The sequence below is a fragment of the Candidatus Nitrosacidococcus sp. I8 genome (assembly GCF_945836005.1).
Classification (GTDB): domain Bacteria; phylum Pseudomonadota; class Gammaproteobacteria; order Nitrosococcales; family Nitrosococcaceae; genus Nitrosacidococcus.
Genome location: NZ_OX241534.1, coordinates 1,479,578 through 1,496,218, shown reverse-complemented (window position 1 = coordinate 1,496,218; position 16,641 = coordinate 1,479,578). Strand labels below are relative to the sequence as shown.

Below are 16,641 nucleotides of genomic sequence, written 5' to 3'. Positions count from 1 at the left end.
TGTTGCCTAAGGAGGAATTATAAAATTAATCCTATCACTGTCATTATAGGTCTTGGCAAAACAGGATTATCCTGTGCCCAATTTCTATCTCAGCAAAATTGTCAATTCACTGTCATAGACAGTCGAGAAAATCCACCTGAACTTACTCAATTTAAAAGGCAATTCCCTAAGATACCTATTCATTTAGGCTTATTTAACTTAAGCATTATGTCTACTGCAGATCGCTTGATTGTTAGCCCCGGAGTTTCCATTCACGATTCATCTATTCTAGAAGCTCAAAGAATAGGAATCCCTATTTTAGGGGACATTGAACTATTTGCTCACTATGCTAAGGCACCAGTTATAGCAATTACAGGATCTAATGGAAAAAGCACAGTAACTTTACTAGTAGATGCTATGGTACGTAAGGCAGGTAAGCAAGTACTTACAGGTGGAAATTTAGGAGTACCTGCCCTTACTTTATTAGAGAAGCCTACGCCAGATTTTTATGTTTTAGAACTCTCTAGTTTTCAATTAGAAACTACCTATACCTTAAAACTAGAATCTTCTTGCATCTTAAATATTAGCCCTGATCATATGGATCGATATTCCAATATAGAATCCTATATCGAAGCTAAGTTACGAATTTACCAAAATGCTAAAACAATTGTAATAAATAAAGACGATCCTTATCTATCTTCCTTTAGTGATTCAAATAGTCATTGTATTTACTTTACCTTAAATCGTCCTAAAACAGATGAATATGGAATACAAGAACAAAATAACCAAATATGGCTTGCTAAAGGAAATGAATTAATACTCCTTATAGAGCAACTCCCTATAAAAGGGAGGCACAATTGGGCAAATGCATTGGCTGCGTTAGCACTTGGGGAATCTATTGGATTACCTCTACCAGCAATGGCTAATGCATTACGGGAATTTCACGGATTACCTCATAGATGTCAAACGATTACCTGTATAAATGGAGTAGATTGGTTTAATGACTCTAAAGGAACCAATGTGGGTGCTACCTTAGCGGCACTTGAGGGATTGCCTTGTCATGGGAAGATTATTTTAATCGCAGGGGGTATAGGTAAAGGGGCTGATTTTCGCCCCTTATATAAACCATTAGCAGAACGAGCAAAAGCTCTTATTTTAATGGGAAGAGATGCTGATCGGATAGCAACAGATCTTGCTGGTAGCACTCCCGTTTATCAAGTAAGCAGCATGATTGAGGCGGTAAATACTGCCCATCGTTTAGCTTTTTCTGAGGATTGCGTCCTCTTATCCCCTGCCTGTGCTAGTTTTGATATGTTTTCAGGATTTGAAGCTAGAGGCGAAGCATTTGTACAAGCGGTTCGAGCTATTCAGCCGTGAAACAAGATACACCTCTAAATCAGCAACTCTCTCTTGATCCTTACTTGTTAGGATCTGCTCTTGTACTACTAGGGTTTGGATGGGTAATGGTAGGATCAGCCTCTATTGCTATTGCTGAAAATAATTTTGGCATGCCTACCTACTACTTCTGGCGGCAGGGTATTTTTTTATCTTTAGGGCTTATAGCAGCTTTTAGTGCTCTAAAAGTTAAGCTAATTTTTTGGGAAAGAACTGCACCTGTTTTCTTATTTATAAGTGCAGGATTGTTGATATTAGTACTTATACCAAAGGTTGGCTTAGAAATTAATGGAAGCCGCAGGTGGCTAGGGGTAGGTCCCATTAGGTTACAACCTTCAGAATTGATTAAATTATTTATGATTATTTATCTTGCTGGTTATTTAGTACGTCGCAAGGATATTGTACGAACAGCAATGAGAGGTTTTTTATTTCCTATTGGATTGTTTACAATTATCAGTGGATTGCTTTTACTAGAACCAGATTTTGGTACCATTGCAGTTCTATTTGCTACAATTATGGGAATGCTTTTTTTAGGAGGAGCTCCTCTTCGGTATTTCCTTTTCCTAGTTATTTTAGGGGGATCATCGCTTGCAGCTATTGCTTGGCATTCTCCTTATCGAGTACTTCGGCTAACTTCTTTTTTAAATCCTTGGGATGATCCTTTAAATAGCGGTTATCAACTCACTCAAGCACTGATTGCTTTTGGCCGTGGTTCATGGTTAGGGGTAGGACTAGGGGATAGTGTACAAAAATTGTTTTATTTACCTGAAGCACATACCGATTTTCTTTATGCAGTAATCGGAGAAGAGCTAGGATTAGCGGGTAGCTTGGCTGTAATTATTTTATTTTCAATACTCATTTACCGTACTTTTATGATTGGTTGGGCAGCAGAGCGAAGAGGGCACTTTTTTGGAAGTTATCTCGCTTATGGGCTGGGTATTTGGATTGGGCTACAAGCTTTTGTCAACTTAGGGGTGAATATGGGGATATTGCCTACCAAGGGATTAACTCTGCCCTTAATGAGTGCAGGAGGTAGTAGTAGTATCGTCATTTGCGTAGCTATTTCCTTAGTTCTAAGAGTGGACATGGAAACTCGTTTTCCTAAAGTGGTGCGATCTCGTTCTAAATAATAATGCGTATATTAATGATGGCAGGTGGTACAGGTGGTCATATATTTCCTGCTTTAGCAGTAGCTAACGTACTCCAATCAAAAGGAATAGAGGTAATATGGCTTGGCACTCATCGAGGGTTAGAAGCAAAATTTATACCAAAGGCTGGATATTCTATTGAGTGGATCTCAGTAAATGGGCTTAGGGGAAAAGGTATAATTACATGGTTAACTGCTCCTGTAAAATTGCTTATTGCATTATTTCAGGCTTTAAAAATATTACATAAACAAAAGCCATCGGTAGTTTTAGGCTGGGGTGGATTTGTTTCAGGACCAGGAGGATTAGGTGCTTGGTTACTTAGAATACCTCTAATTACCCATGAACAAAATGCAATTGCTGGCACTACCAATCGCATTCTTGCTCGTCTATCTAGCCAAATATTAGAGGGATTTCCAAATACTTTCTCTAAAACTTTACATGGAAAGTGGGTAGGTAATCCAGTTAGGGCAGAAATAGAGTCTGTGTATTATGCAAAAAAGAATACGATAAGAGATAGGCATACTCCTATCCGTTTACTTGTGCTTGGTGGATCACAAGGAGCTCAAATATTAAATAAGGTACTCCCCCAAACACTATCCCATCTTGAATTAAATGAATATCCAGAAATTTGGCATCAGTGCGGTACAAATAGAGAAAAAGAAGTAATCACAGCTTATCGATCATTTAGGGTAGACGCTAAAGTAGTGGCATTCATAGATGAAATTGCTGATGCTTATACATGGGCTGATATGGTGCTATGTCGTGCAGGTGCGTCTACCATTGCAGAATTAATGGCAGTGGGCATCACTTCTTTATTAGTACCTTACCCTTTTGCAATTGATAATCATCAATTAGCTAATGCTCAATACTTAGTTAATCATGACGCAGCACTATTATTACCCGAAAAAGAGCTCACTCCACAAAAGCTTGCGGAGACTCTTAGGTATTTCAATATGCATCGAGATCTGCTGGATACAATGGCAGAATCTGCCTACAAACTACACTTAGGTAATACAGCACAAAGAATAGCTGAGGAGTGTCTGCAAATTGCTTGTAACTAATCCTCATATACTACCGATTCCCCCGATGATGCGCCGAATTCGGCGTATTCACTTGATTGGCATTGGTGGTGTAGGTATGGGAGGAATTGCTGAAGTGCTCATTAATCTAGGCTATGTAGTTTCAGGATCAGATTTAAATAAAAACCAATTTATAGAACGATTAGTTAATTTAGGAGCAAAAATTAACATTGGTCATCATGCTCAACATATTCAAGGGTGTGATGTCGTAGTCATCTCAAGTGCAATTCATAAAGATAACTCGGAGGTACTTGCAGCTCGAGCACAACTTATTCCTATTGTACCAAGAGCACAAATGCTTGCAGAGCTAATGCGTTTTCGTTATGGAATAGCAGTAGCTGGTACTCATGGTAAAACAACGACAACTAGCCTTATTGCAAGTATTTTTGGTGAGGCTAAATTGGATCCTACATTTATTATTGGTGGAAAGGTAAATAGTATAGGAGCCAATAGCCGTTTAGGAAATGGTGAATATTTGATCGCTGAAGCAGATGAGAGCGATTCTTCCTTTTTGCATTTACAACCTCTTCTAGCAGTAGTGACCAATATTGATGCAGATCATATGGATACCTATAAGGGAGATTTTGATGTACTTAAAAAAGCATTTTTAGCATTTTTGCACCGTCTCCCCTTTTATGGGTTAGCTGTTCTTTGTATTGATGATCCTACTTTAAGGTCACTACTTCCTGATATTGAACGACCTATACTTACTTACGGTATTTCTGAAGATGCAGATTATCGTCTCCACACTCTACAGCAGAAACAGGGCTGTATTAAATTTTTAATAGACAAACCGGGTCAGAACCATTGGTTAGAATTATCTTTAAATCTCCCTGGAATCCACAATGGATTAAATGCTCTAGCGGCAGCGATTGTAGCCTACGAATCAGGAATAAAAGAAACAATTATTCAAAATGGATTAAAAGTATTTTCTGGAATTGAGCGGCGATCTCAATCTTATGGAGAAATTAATACGTTAGTTGGGTCTATTTTATTAATAGATGATTATGGACATCACCCTCGAGAAATTGCTGCAACTATAGAAGCAATTAGGTTTGGTTGGCCTAATCGGCGATTAGTTGTTATTTTTCAGCCTCACCGATATACCCGAACCCGTGATTTATTTCAAGAATTTATCCATATATTATCTCGAATAGATCTACTTATCTTATTAGAAATATATAGCGCAGGAGAAACTCCTATTCTAGGAATAGATAGTCTTATTTTACAAGAAGAATTAAAAAGGTATAGTAAAATAAAGCCATTGTTTATAGAGAAAAATAACCTAACAACAGAGTTTTTAATAAATGTACTTCAGCAAGGGGATATTTTACTTACTTTAGGTGCGGGCGATATTGCAACCCTAGCTAAACAATTAGCTACCTCTTTGAGAAGAGAAATTAATTGACACTGAGTATTTTAGATACCTCTTTTCTTCGAGGAAAATTAGAACAACATGTTCCAATGGCTAGATATACTTCTTGGCGAGTAGGCGGGCCTGCGAAATATCTATATAAACCAAAAGATAGGGAAGATCTTCTGGCATTCCTTAAAATTTTACCTAAAGAAGAGTCTTTATTCTGGCTTGGTTTAGGAAGCAATGTACTGGTACGAGACTGCGGACTGCTCAGCACCGTAATTACTACTGTAGGTACTTTAAATAATATAAAACGACTCAATGATACCGAAGTGTGGGTTGAATCTGGCGTAACTTGTTCTAAATTAGCCAAGTTTTGCGTGAGAGAAGGTCTATGCGGTGCTGAATTTCTTGCGGGAATCCCAGGCACTATTGGAGGAGCACTTGCAATGAATGCAGGTGCTTTTGGTTATGAAATATGGGAATTGGTCATAAGTGTAGAAACGGTAACTATAGGAGGTATTATTCATCAACGCTCTCCTCAAGACTATAAAATTAGTTATCGTACCGTTTATAAGCCAGTACAAGAGTGGTTCTTAGCAGTAAAACTAAAATTTATTTTAGGAAATAGTGGTAAACAGCGTATTAGTACTTTGCTAAAACAGCGCAACCAAACACAACCTATACACTACCCTAGTGCTGGTTCAGTATTCCGTAATCCTATCAATAGAAAAGCAGGTCAACTCATCGAGCTAAGTCAGCTTAAGGGTACTTCTATGGGCGATGCCCAAATTTCTGAAAAGCATGGAAATTTCATTATTAATAGAGGGGGAGCAACAGCAGCTCATATAGAGCATTTAATACAGTTCGTTGTAAATGTAGTGAGTCAACAACAAGGTATTACTTTAGCCCCAGAAGTGCATATTATAGGATCCTCTATGTGAAATTGACTACTGAAAGGCAAGATTGGGGCAAGGTAGCTGTGCTTATGGGAGGGAATTCCTCAGAGCGGAATATTTCTTTAGAAAGTGGACGAGCTGTACTACAAGCACTAATAGATGAAGGAGTAGATTCCTATGGCATAGATGTTAATAAACATACAATGGCTCAACTACAAGTAGAGAAGTTTCAACGTGCGTTTATCGCACTTCATGGAAAAGGTGGAGAGGATGGAGTTATTCAAGGAGCTCTAGATTTTGCAGAAATTCCTTATACGGGTAGTGGGGTATTAGGTTCTGCTCTGGCAATGGATAAACTAAAGAGTAAACAGCTTTGGCAAGGATTGCAGTTACCTACTGCAGATTTTTTACTGCTTGATGAAACCACTAATTTTCCTTTAGTAGCTCAGCAATTAGGGTTGCCTCTTATCGTAAAACCAGCAAGACAAGGATCGAGTGTTGGTATTTTTAGAGTAGATAGTATTGAGGATTTTGAGGTTGCTTATAGCAAAGCAAAAGTTTTTGATAATCTAATACTAGCAGAACAATGGCTCTCAGGGGTAGAATATACTGCAAGCATTCTTCTAGGACAGCCCTTACCTATTATTAGATTAGAAACTCCCCATAAATTCTATGATTTTGAAGCTAAGTATCTTGCAAATACCACCCGCTATCTCTGCCCTTGTGGTCTTACAAGTGAATCGGAGAGATTGTTGCAGGATATTGCATTGCAAGCTTTTAATATACTTGGTGCAAGCGGATGGGGAAGAGTAGATTTTAAATGTGATAAGGAGGGTAATCCCTATTTATTAGAAGTAAATACAGTACCTGGGATGACTAATCATAGTCTTGTTCCTATGGCAGCAAAAGCAGCTGGTATTACCTTTAATGATCTCGTTCTAAAAATACTAGAAAGTAGCGAGAAAAACTATTGAAATATTACAAGTTATGCTAAAAAATAAAAAAATTCGTGGAGCGAGTCGTCCAAAACCATTATTACGACCTATATTATTGCAAGTGATAGGACAGGGGTTATTTTTACTATCTTTAGCTGGATTAATCATTTTAGGAACTAAATGGTTTTTGGATCCTAAAAGGCTTCCATTGCAAGAAGTGAATATAGAAGGGGAATTTAAGCATCTTAATAAACAAGACATTAATGATGCTATTGCTAGTGATGTTGCAAAGGGATTTTTTGGTATAGATTTAAAATCAGTACAAGCAGCCACCAAGAAACTACCTTGGATTGCACAAATAAAAGTGCGTAGGGTTTGGCCAGATCAGTTAAAGATACAGGTAAAAGAGCAAATCCCTCTTGCCCGCTGGGGAGAAAGATCTTTAGTGAGTATAGATGGAATACGATTTTCTCCTCCCTTAGAGAGTTTCCCACAAAACCTGCCAAAAATTATTGGTAATACTGGTAGCGAACAACGAGTGGCTAGCCAATTTAAAGCAATACAACAACAATTACAAGGGTTAGGATTGCGAATTGTTGAATTCTCCATCGGAGATCGGCAAGATTGCTACATTATTTTTAATAATGGAATAGAACTTGTGCTTGGTAGGGCATATAATCAGCAACGTCTAGTTAAATTCTACCAAATTTATCTTCAACTATTACAACAACATCAAGAAGATATACAAAAAGTAGATATGCGCTATGCTAATGGATTTTCAGTAATTTGGCATAATAATGAAATACCTACTTGGGCTCGTGAGGCAGTATTAGATGTCTAGGTATGGTGATAAGAATTTAATTGTTGGCTTAGATGTAGGTACTTCAAAAGTAGCTGCTATTGTAGCAGAAGCTCATCCTGAAGGAGAGTTAGAAATAGTAGGTGTTGGGGTGCACCCATCCCATGGGTTAAAAAAAGGAGTAGTCGTTAATATTGATTCCACAGTTCAATCTATTCAAAGAGCGGTAGAACAAGCAGAGCTAACAGCTGGCTGTCGTATCCACTCAGTTTTTACAGGAATCTCTGGCAATCATATTCGTAGCTTGAATTCCCATGGAATAGTTGCTATCCGTGATAAAGAGGTTAGTCCAGAAGACGTCGCTCGTGTTATTGATTCTGCCCGAGCTATCGCTATTCCTGCAGATCAAAAAGTACTTCATGTACTCCCTCAAGAATTTACGATTGATAACCAAGAAGGAATTAGAGATCCTATAGGTATGTCCGGGGTACGCCTAGAATCTAAAGTGCATTTAGTTTTCGGTGCCTTAAGTGCAGCACAAAATATTATTAAGTGTATTCGCCGCTGCGGTCTAGATGCAGATGATATAGTATTGCAGCAATTTGCCTCTAGCTATTCAGTACTCACTCATGATGAGAAAGAGCTTGGCGTATGCTTAGTAGATGTCGGTGGTGGAACTACTGATATTGCTATTTTTATTAATGGTGCTATCCACTATACAGCGGTGATTCCTATCGGAGGTGATCAAATTACCAATGATATTGCTGTAGCTCTACGTACGCCTACTCAATATGCTGAAGATATAAAAATAAAGCACGCTTGTGCATTAACCCAATTAGCCTCTGCAGAGGAAAATATAGAAGTACTAAGCGTAGGGGATAGACCACCACGCAGGCTATCTCAACAAATTTTGGCAAGCGTTGTAGAACCTCGTTATGAGGAATTACTTAAGCTTATTTTGCAGGAATTACAGCGCAGTGGCTATGAAGAGTTATTAGGTGCTGGAATTGTTCTCACGGGAGGAAGTGCGAAAATGGAAGGAGCTATTGACTTGGCAGAATTAATTTTTAATTCTCCTGTAAGGCTAGGTATTCCTGGTTATATGACGGGACTAACAGATATTGTAAGAAATCCTGCCCACGCTACAGGTATAGGATTACTTCTTTTTGGGCAAAATCATCGCCATATTCCTAGTTTAGAAAATCGTTCCCTAAAAGGTGTAACGGGAATATGGGAAAAGATGAAAGTTTGGTTTCAAGGAAATATTTGATAACTTACAGAACTAAAATCCTGATGATAGGAGAGCACTATATATGTTTGAATTAATGGATTCTTATACCCAAAGTGCTGTAATTAAGGTGATCGGGGTTGGGGGAGGTGGCGGCAATGCTATTCGCCATATGGTAGATGCCAAAATAGAAGGGGTGGATTTTATAGTTGCTAATACCGATGCCCAAGCACTAAAAGACAGTAGTGCACAAACTGTACTTCAGCTCGGAAATAACATTACAAAAGGGTTGGGGGCAGGGGCAGATCCAGAAATAGGTCGCCAAGCAGCACTTGAAGATCGAGAGCGGATTATGGAAGTGATTAATGGTGCTGATATGGTTTTTATTACCGCTGGAATGGGTGGTGGAACTGGAACTGGAGGAGCACCTATTGTTGCCCAAGTAACAAAAGAGCTGGGCGTCCTTACCGTTGCGGTAGTAACTCGCCCCTTTGCTTTTGAAGGACGTAAACGAGCAGCTATTGCAGAGAAAGGTATTCAAGAGCTAACACAGTATGTAGATTCTGTCATTACGATACCTAACGAAAAATTGATGCCTGTATTAGGTAAAAGTATTAGTTTGCTTAACGCATTTAAAGCAGCTAATGATGTACTCCTTGGTGCGGTTCAAGGTATAGCAGAGTTAATTACTCGCCCCGGATTGATTAATGTGGATTTTGCTGATGTACGCACTGTAATGTCAGAAATGGGGATGGCTATGATGGGATCTGGAAGTGCTAGAGGTGAAGAGAGGGCAAGATTAGCAGCTGAAGCTGCAGTAGCAAGTCCTCTCCTAGAAGATATTAGCTTAAGAGGTGCTCGAGGAATATTAGTAAATATCACAGGTGGGGCTAATATGTCTATTGGCGAGTTTGAAGAGGTGGGACATACGGTGAAAGACTATGCAGCTGATAATGCCACTGTAGTGGTAGGTACGGTAATTGACCCAAGTTTAGAAGATGAATTGAGGGTTACTGTAGTTGCTACTGGGTTGGGGCAATCTGAAACAAAACCATCTGCTCATTTTAATCCATCCAATATTGATGATCCTATTGATTACACTCAATTAGATCGACCGACTGTGATTCGCCACCACTCATCGCAATACAATAAGAAATCTATGGAAGGAAGTGAAAATAGTATGGATTATTTGGATGTGCCTGCATTTCTACGTCGCCAGGCAGATTAAGTATAAAAATTACCTCCTTAATGATAAAACAATGTACCCTTAAGAATTCAATACAGGCAACAGGTATTGGGTTACATACAGGAGAATCTGTCTGTCTTACTTTACATCCTGCACCAGTAGATACTGGTATTATATTTCGTCGAGTTGATCTCGATCCTCTAGTAGAAATAAAAGCACATGCAGGAAACGTAGGAGATACAAATCTCTCTTCTACGCTTATAAGTGGCGATACAAGAATCGCAACAGTAGAACATTTATTATCTGCTTTTGCTGGCGTAGGTATTGATAATGCTTATGTAGATCTAAATAGTTCAGAAGTACCTATCATGGATGGTAGTGCAGGTCCTTTTGTTTTTCTAATTCAATCTGCGGGTATTATTACTCAAGAGGCTCCTAAACGCTACATTCGCATTAAAAAATCACTTCTTATAGAAGAAGAAGATCGATGGGCAAGATTTGATCCATTTGACGGATTTAAAGTTTCATTCGTTATTGATTTTGATCATCCAGCTTTTAAAGATTGTCCTAAAGGAGTCGAAATTGATTTTTCTTCCACCTCTTTTACGAAGGAGATAAGCCGGGCTCGAACTTTTGGGTTTATGAAGGATATGAATCGATTACGAGAGTTAAATCTAGCATTAGGTGCTAATCTAAAAAATGTAGTGGTAGTAGATGACTATCAGGTCATTAATGAGGATGGGTTACGGTACAAAGATGAATTTGCTCGTCATAAAGTTTTAGATGCGATTGGTGATCTCTATTTACTAGGTTATACCCTTATTGGTGCTTTTAAAGGGTATAAATCTGGTCATACTTTGAACAATAAACTACTTTGCCAACTTATAGAAGATAAAACAGCTTGGGAAATTGTTACTTTTGAGAAAAAAGCTAAATCAACTCCTTTTTTATTTTCCTCTCCTTTAGCTACAGTATGAATTAGTCTGATCAAAAAGTAGTGGCTGTATTCTGATCTTTACTTTATATGAGAGCGTTGTTTTTAGATATTGCTGAATATCTCTTATAATAGTAGGTACATAATAACGTAATAGGCTAGCCCGAGAATCAGAGTCAGTATATAAAATAAGGAAGTTACCACGAATATTGCCAACTAGGCAGTAAGTTCCTAGCTCTTTAGGTAAAGATTTATTTACTCTTAAAGAGAGTTCTTGTAAAAATCTGGAGCGGTAGAATATATACTGGAGATTTCCTTGAGCACAGCGGATCAGTTTGTTTACGGATTGTGGATTTGAAGTCGTTTGTATAGAAGCATTTGCTATAATTTTTTTCAAAGTATCAATCCTATATTAAACTTAACTTTTTTTAATATTAAAAATCAAATCCTAGTAATCTTATGGTAATTAAATTACTCAATAAAGTATTTGGTAGCCGCAATGATCGTTTATTGCGAAATCTGCATAAAGTAGTCGATCAAGTTAATGCATTTGAACCGAGCATATCAAATTTAAGTGATGAACAACTACAAGAAAAAACTAAGGAATTTCGAAATCGACTAGTCCAAGGCGAGGATCTAGATGATTTAGTACCAGAAGCGTTTGCAGTGGTGCGAGAAGCAGGCAAGCGGGTATTAGGAATGCGCCACTTTGATGTACAGCTTATAGGAGCTATGGTGCTTAATGATGGCAAAATCGCTGAAATGCGTACGGGGGAGGGTAAAACTTTAGTTGCTACTCTTGCAGCCTATCTCAATGCCTTACCTGAAAAAGGAGTCCATGTAGTTACCGTTAATGACTATCTTGCACAAAGAGATTCTAAATGGATGGGATCTTTATATCAATTTTTAGGCCTATCTACTGGAGTCATTCTTTCTAATATGGAGCCTGCAGAGCGAAAGGTAGCCTATAGTGCAGATATTACTTATGGTACTAATAATGAATTTGGCTTTGATTACCTCAGAGATAACATGGCTTTTAGCTTAGAGGAAAAAGTTCAACGAGAATTACACTATGCCATTGTAGATGAAGTAGACTCAATTCTTATTGATGAGGCACGTACTCCTCTAATTATTTCTGGGGCTGCACAGCAAAGCTCTGAGCTATACCAGAAAATTAATAAAGTTATTCCCCAATTAACAAAACAAGATCAGGAAGATGGTCCTGGAGATTACACCGTAGATGAAAAAGCACGCCAAGTCTATTTAACGGATACAGGCCATGAAAAAGTAGAACAGATTATCCACCAGATCGGTTTAATGAAAGAAGGAGAGAATCTTTATGATGCTACTAATATTAGTTTAATGCATCATATTAGTTCTGCTTTACGTGCCCATGTGCTTTTCCATAGGGATGTGGACTATATTGTTAAAGACGATCAAGTAATTATTGTAGATGAGTTTACTGGGCGAACGATGCTTGGCAGACGCTGGTCCGAAGGGCTTCACCAAGCAGTAGAAGCAAAAGAAGGGGTTTCCATTCAAAGAGAAAATCAAACTCTTGCTTCCATTACTTTCCAAAATTATTTCCGTCTCTATGAAAAACTCTCTGGAATGACAGGCACTGCAGATACAGAAGCTTATGAGTTCCAACAAATTTATGATCTAGAGGTTGTAGTTATTCCTACCCATTTACCTATGATTCGCAAAGATCACGGGGATAAAATCTACTTAACTGCTCAAGAGAAATTTCAAGCGATCGCTGAAGATGTTAAGGAGTGCTGCCATCGTAATCAACCTGTATTAGTAGGAACTGCGTCCATTGAAACCTCAGAGTTACTTTCAAAGTTACTTACTCAAGAAAACATTCAGCATCAAGTACTCAATGCCAAATTCCATGAAAAAGAAGCCCATATTATTGCTCAAGCAGGAAAGGCAGGTGCAGTTACAATTGCTACTAATATGGCAGGTCGAGGTACCGATATTGTTCTTGGAGGTAGTTTAGAGGCAGACTTAGCTGTTTTAGATGAAGATTCAAGCAAGGAGCAAACAGTACAGACAAAACAAGTTTGGCAAGAGCGACAAACACAAGTAAAGACAAATGGCGGGCTGCACATTATTGGTACTGAGCGCCATGAATCTAGAAGAATTGATAACCAACTTAGAGGTCGATCAGGCAGGCAAGGAGATCCGGGATCAAGTCGGTTTTATTTATCCTTAGAAGATAGTCTCATGCGTATTTTTGCATCAGAAAAAATTTCTGGGTTGATGAATAAATTAGGTATGGAAAAAGGGGAAGCCATCGAGCACCCATGGGTAACAAAAGCGATTGAAAATGCTCAACGTAAAGTAGAAGGGCATAATTTTGATATTCGTAAACAGCTCTTAGAATTCGATGATGTAGCCAATGATCAGCGTAAAGTAATTTATGAACAACGCAACGATCTCATGAGAGCTAAGGATATTTCGGAAACTATAACAGATATTCGCCATGATATAATCGATACTGCTATAAATCAGCATATCCCTCCTGGCAGCCTTGATGAACAGTGGGATGTTCACGGACTACAGGAAGAACTTGCCAGTGAGTTTAACCTCCATCTGAATCTTACCGAATGGTTACATACAGATGAATCTCTGCATGAAGAAACACTTCGGGAGCGTATTATTGAAGCTACAGATGCAGTCTATAAAGCTAAAGAAGAATCAGTAGGTGCTGAGATCATGCGCCATTTTGAAAAAGCAGCTATGCTTCAAGTATTAGATTACCAATGGAAAGAGCATTTAGCTACCATGGATCATCTTCGCCAAGGGATACATTTACGGGGCTATGCACAGCAAAATCCAAAACAAGAATTTAAGCGAGAAGCCTTTGAGTTATTTCAAGAAATGCTAGGACGTCTTAAACACGATGTGGTTACTTTGTTAGCTAAAGTACAAATACAGACAGAAGCAGATGTAGAAGCTGTTGAAGACCAACGCCGTAACCAGACTACTATGCAGTATCAGCATGAATCAGCAAATGCGATGGCAGAAGCAGAACAACAGCAAACTGATACTAGGGATACGAGTGATATTCATGAAACTAATAAAACCCCCTATATAAGAGAGGAACGAAAAGTAGGGCGTAATGAGGTTTGTCCTTGTGGATCTGGGAAAAAATTTAAGCATTGCCATGGGAAGTTGAATTAGGCTACTTACTAGAAATAGTAAAATACTATAATTTTGTGCACGCTCCTTATCTTTAAGAGGTAACTAACCATGAGTAAAATTAGCACTGATCTGAGAGAGGCAACTTTTCTACTTATCCAGCATAACAGCCTTGCTATTATGATAGGCGGATTTGCAGGTGCTCTTTCCTTTTTCTTTCCCTTATTTGCTTATCTCCACGGTGCAATTATTGGGTTAGTTGTTCTAGAAAAAAAGACTAGAGAAGCGTTGGTTGTAGGTATGGGGGCTGCAGTGATTGCTTTATTTATGGCTTTTTCTAGTATTAACATATTAGGTCCTCATAAGGTAGATGTGGTTTTACCTATTTTACTTACACTATGGTTGCCTAACTTTGTCTCAACACTTGTACTATGTGCTAGTCGATCCATGACTATTGCATTTTTAGTTGCAGGGTTTTTTGTAGTACTTTTTATAGTAGGTACTCATTTTGCAGCTGATAATATGCCACTTTGGTGGAAAAAATGGCTAGAACAACATATCTCTTTAGTACCTGGTGCTACTGTTCAGGGGTTTGTTAATGAAGGAGCTTTAGAATTTATGGATGGATTTGTCGCTATGTTTTTTGAAGCTAGTCTAATATGTACTATATTATTAGCTCGAAAATGGCAGTCATTTTTAAACCAAGCTACAACTTTCCGTACTGAGTTTTCAAATCTAAAATTACCTAAAATTCTTACAGGATTAGTTATTATTTTAGGAATTTTGATTACAGTAGAAATTTTGCCGGGACCTGGAAGTGTATGGGTAGATCTGCTTATGGCAGCAATTATGCTGTATTTCTTTCAAGGTATTGCTGCACTATATGCCATTCTTATCTCAAAAGGATTATCTGGTTGGTGGCTTATACCTCTCTATATTATTCTTTTTTCAGCACCTGCCCTGATTATTAAAGGAGTAGCACTTATAGGCATAATAAGAAGCCTAGTAGATTTAAATCTGTTTTCTTCTTCAAATAATATCCATGCATAGTTAGTATCTATCTTTTTAGGATATTATAGGAGTACTTTAATGGCTATTGGTCTTGCTCAATTACCAAAACTGATCCCTGTTGAAGGTATTGAGCTTGGAGCGATTGCTTCAGGAATTCGGTATCAAAATCGGCTTGATCTGGTAGTCATTAAGGCGTCAAAGGAAAGTAACTGTGCTGCTGTATTTACACGCAATGCCTTTTGTGCAGCTCCTATTACGCTTGCACGTGCTCACTTAGCACAAACTTCTCCTCATCTGCTCCTTATTAATTCTGGAAATGCTAATGCAGGTACTGGCCCTCAAGGGCTAGTAGATGCAAAAATCTGCTGTACTATTTTAGCTCAGCTGGATCATACAGAAATAACTCAAGTGTTACCTTTCTCCACAGGAGTGATCGGTATGCCATTACCCGTTGCAGTTATTCAAGCAGGAATATCAAAGTTATGGAATAGTCTTTCGCCTACTGGATGGGAAATAGCGGCTCGAGGAATTATGACGACCGATACAGTACCTAAAGGAATTTCAGCTCAATGTACACTTCAGGGTCATACAGTAACCATTACTGGAATTGCGAAAGGATCTGGCATGATTCGCCCTGATATGGCTACCATGCTTGCATTTCTTGCTACCGATGCAAAGATTCCCAAATCTTTGCTACAAACTTGCCTCAACCAAGCTGTTGAAGATAGTTTTAATCGGATTACGGTAGATGGGGATACTTCTACTAACGATGCTTGTGTACTTTTTGCTACTGGAAAGAAACCTGCCGTTATTGAATCAATAGATAGTCAAGATTTTATAATTTTTCAGCAAACGCTAACACAAGTTTGTCAGTATTTGGCTCAAGCTATTGTGCGAGATGGTGAAGGGGCAACTAAATTTATTGCTGTCGAAGTAGTAGAAGGGGCAACTACTCAAGAGTGCACTCAAGTTGCTTATACCATTGCCCACTCTCCTTTAGTGAAAACTGCCTTTTTCGCTAGCGATCCTAATTGGGGAAGAATTCTTGCAGCTATAGGCCGCAGTGGCATTCCAAATTTAGATGTAAATAAAGTTTCATTTTATTTAAATGATCTTTGTGTCATTAGCCAAGGAATTATTGATCCAGAATATTCTGAGGAGAAAGGTCAAAAGGTAATGAAGACTGAAGAGATTACTATTAAAGTTGTTTTAGGCCGAGGTAAAATTAGCAGTAAAATTTGGACCTGCGATTTTTCCTATGATTATGTCAAAATTAATGCAGAATATCGAAGCTAAAAGATAATTATTCCAATCCTGCTGCTGGATCCCATAGGGTAGATTCTCTTAGCATAGCTCGCAGATCTTCTTCACTAAAGCTTAGAAACTTTTGATCTGCTTTTGCTAAATTCGGCGTATCCATAAATTTTTTCCTATGCTCTTCTCCTTGTAGAGGGCTAAAAACTAACATAATATTCCCGTAGGAAGCCTCAAGAAGTGCCGCTTGCCAAGCTACTCCGTTATCATCATTAAAAGTACGCATAAAA

At 38.4% G+C, this 16,641-nt stretch carries 15 protein-coding genes; 13 read left to right on the top strand and 2 right to left on the bottom strand.

Going from position 1 to position 16,641, the window contains the following annotated elements; genetic code table 11:
• Positions 1-24 precede the first annotated feature (24 nt).
• The 10 genes from murD to lpxC are packed head-to-tail and all read left to right on the top strand — an operon-like array spanning position 25 to position 10,982.
• Positions 25-1,356 (top strand): UDP-N-acetylmuramoyl-L-alanine--D-glutamate ligase, encoded by a 1,332-nt coding sequence (murD, locus tag OOL07_RS07345; protein ID WP_264696364.1) that lies wholly within the window; start codon positions 25-27, stop codon positions 1,354-1,356.
• Positions 1,353-2,504, top strand: a complete 1,152-nt coding sequence (ftsW, locus tag OOL07_RS07340; RefSeq protein WP_264695899.1) for a putative lipid II flippase FtsW — start codon at positions 1,353-1,355, stop codon at positions 2,502-2,504. Before murD ends, ftsW begins: the two co-directional genes overlap by 4 nt.
• Positions 2,501-3,583, top strand: coding sequence for an undecaprenyldiphospho-muramoylpentapeptide beta-N-acetylglucosaminyltransferase (gene murG, locus OOL07_RS07335; RefSeq protein ID WP_319804047.1), 1,083 nt, complete (start codon positions 2,501-2,503; stop codon positions 3,581-3,583). Before ftsW ends, murG begins: the two co-directional genes overlap by 4 nt.
• 28 nt (positions 3,584-3,611) lie before the next feature.
• Positions 3,612-5,009, top strand: a complete 1,398-nt coding sequence (murC, locus tag OOL07_RS07330) for a UDP-N-acetylmuramate--L-alanine ligase (protein ID WP_264696362.1) — start codon at positions 3,612-3,614, stop codon at positions 5,007-5,009.
• A 2-nt stretch (positions 5,010-5,011) separates the two neighbouring features.
• The gene (gene murB, locus OOL07_RS07325; RefSeq protein ID WP_413774131.1) at positions 5,012-5,902 is read left to right on the top strand and encodes a UDP-N-acetylmuramate dehydrogenase; all 891 of its coding nucleotides are present in this window, start codon (positions 5,012-5,014) and stop codon (positions 5,900-5,902) included.
• Complete coding sequence (locus OOL07_RS07320; RefSeq protein WP_264695897.1) at positions 5,899-6,831, top strand: D-alanine--D-alanine ligase; 933 nt, start codon at positions 5,899-5,901, stop codon at positions 6,829-6,831. Before murB ends, OOL07_RS07320 begins: the two co-directional genes overlap by 4 nt.
• A gap of 13 nt (positions 6,832-6,844) precedes the next feature.
• Positions 6,845-7,633 (top strand): cell division protein FtsQ/DivIB, encoded by a 789-nt coding sequence (locus OOL07_RS07315; protein ID WP_264695896.1) that lies wholly within the window; start codon positions 6,845-6,847, stop codon positions 7,631-7,633.
• Positions 7,626-8,861, top strand: a complete 1,236-nt coding sequence (gene ftsA, locus OOL07_RS07310) for a cell division protein FtsA (RefSeq protein WP_264695895.1) — start codon at positions 7,626-7,628, stop codon at positions 8,859-8,861. The genes OOL07_RS07315 and ftsA overlap by 8 nt, the downstream gene beginning before the upstream one ends.
• Positions 8,862-8,904: 43 nt before the next feature.
• Positions 8,905-10,047 (top strand): cell division protein FtsZ, encoded by a 1,143-nt coding sequence (gene ftsZ, locus OOL07_RS07305; RefSeq protein WP_264695894.1) that lies wholly within the window; start codon positions 8,905-8,907, stop codon positions 10,045-10,047.
• Positions 10,048-10,067: 20 nt separating this feature from the next.
• Positions 10,068-10,982: a UDP-3-O-acyl-N-acetylglucosamine deacetylase gene (lpxC, locus tag OOL07_RS07300; protein WP_264695893.1), complete on the top strand. Its 915-nt coding sequence runs from the start codon at positions 10,068-10,070 to the stop codon at positions 10,980-10,982.
• On the opposite strand, the gene OOL07_RS07295 is transcribed toward lpxC, so the two are convergent.
• Positions 10,968-11,336: a DciA family protein gene (locus OOL07_RS07295; protein WP_264695892.1), complete on the bottom strand. Its 369-nt coding sequence runs from the start codon at positions 11,334-11,336 to the stop codon at positions 10,968-10,970. The two genes, lpxC and OOL07_RS07295, sit on opposite strands and share 15 nt — an antisense overlap.
• A gap of 62 nt (positions 11,337-11,398) precedes the next feature.
• On the opposite strand from OOL07_RS07295, the gene secA reads away from it, so the two are divergent.
• The 3 genes from secA (at position 11,399) to argJ (ending at position 16,393) form a co-directional block, all read left to right on the top strand.
• Positions 11,399-14,128 carry a preprotein translocase subunit SecA gene (gene secA / locus OOL07_RS07290; RefSeq protein WP_264695891.1) on the top strand — a complete coding sequence of 910 codons (2,730 nt, stop codon included), beginning with the start codon at positions 11,399-11,401 and terminating at the stop codon, positions 14,126-14,128.
• 69 nt (positions 14,129-14,197) lie between these two features.
• A complete protein-coding gene (locus OOL07_RS07285) occupies positions 14,198-15,136 on the top strand; it encodes a hypothetical protein (RefSeq protein WP_264695890.1) in 939 nt (312 codons plus the stop codon).
• Positions 15,137-15,175: 39 nt separating this feature from the next.
• Positions 15,176-16,393 (top strand): bifunctional glutamate N-acetyltransferase/amino-acid acetyltransferase ArgJ, encoded by a 1,218-nt coding sequence (gene argJ / locus OOL07_RS07280; protein ID WP_264695889.1) that lies wholly within the window; start codon positions 15,176-15,178, stop codon positions 16,391-16,393.
• Positions 16,394-16,400: 7 nt separating this feature from the next.
• Here argJ and OOL07_RS07275 read toward each other — a convergent pair whose 3' ends face one another.
• Positions 16,401-16,637, bottom strand: a complete 237-nt coding sequence (locus OOL07_RS07275) for a hypothetical protein (protein ID WP_264695888.1) — start codon at positions 16,635-16,637, stop codon at positions 16,401-16,403.
• Positions 16,638-16,641 lie beyond the last annotated feature (4 nt).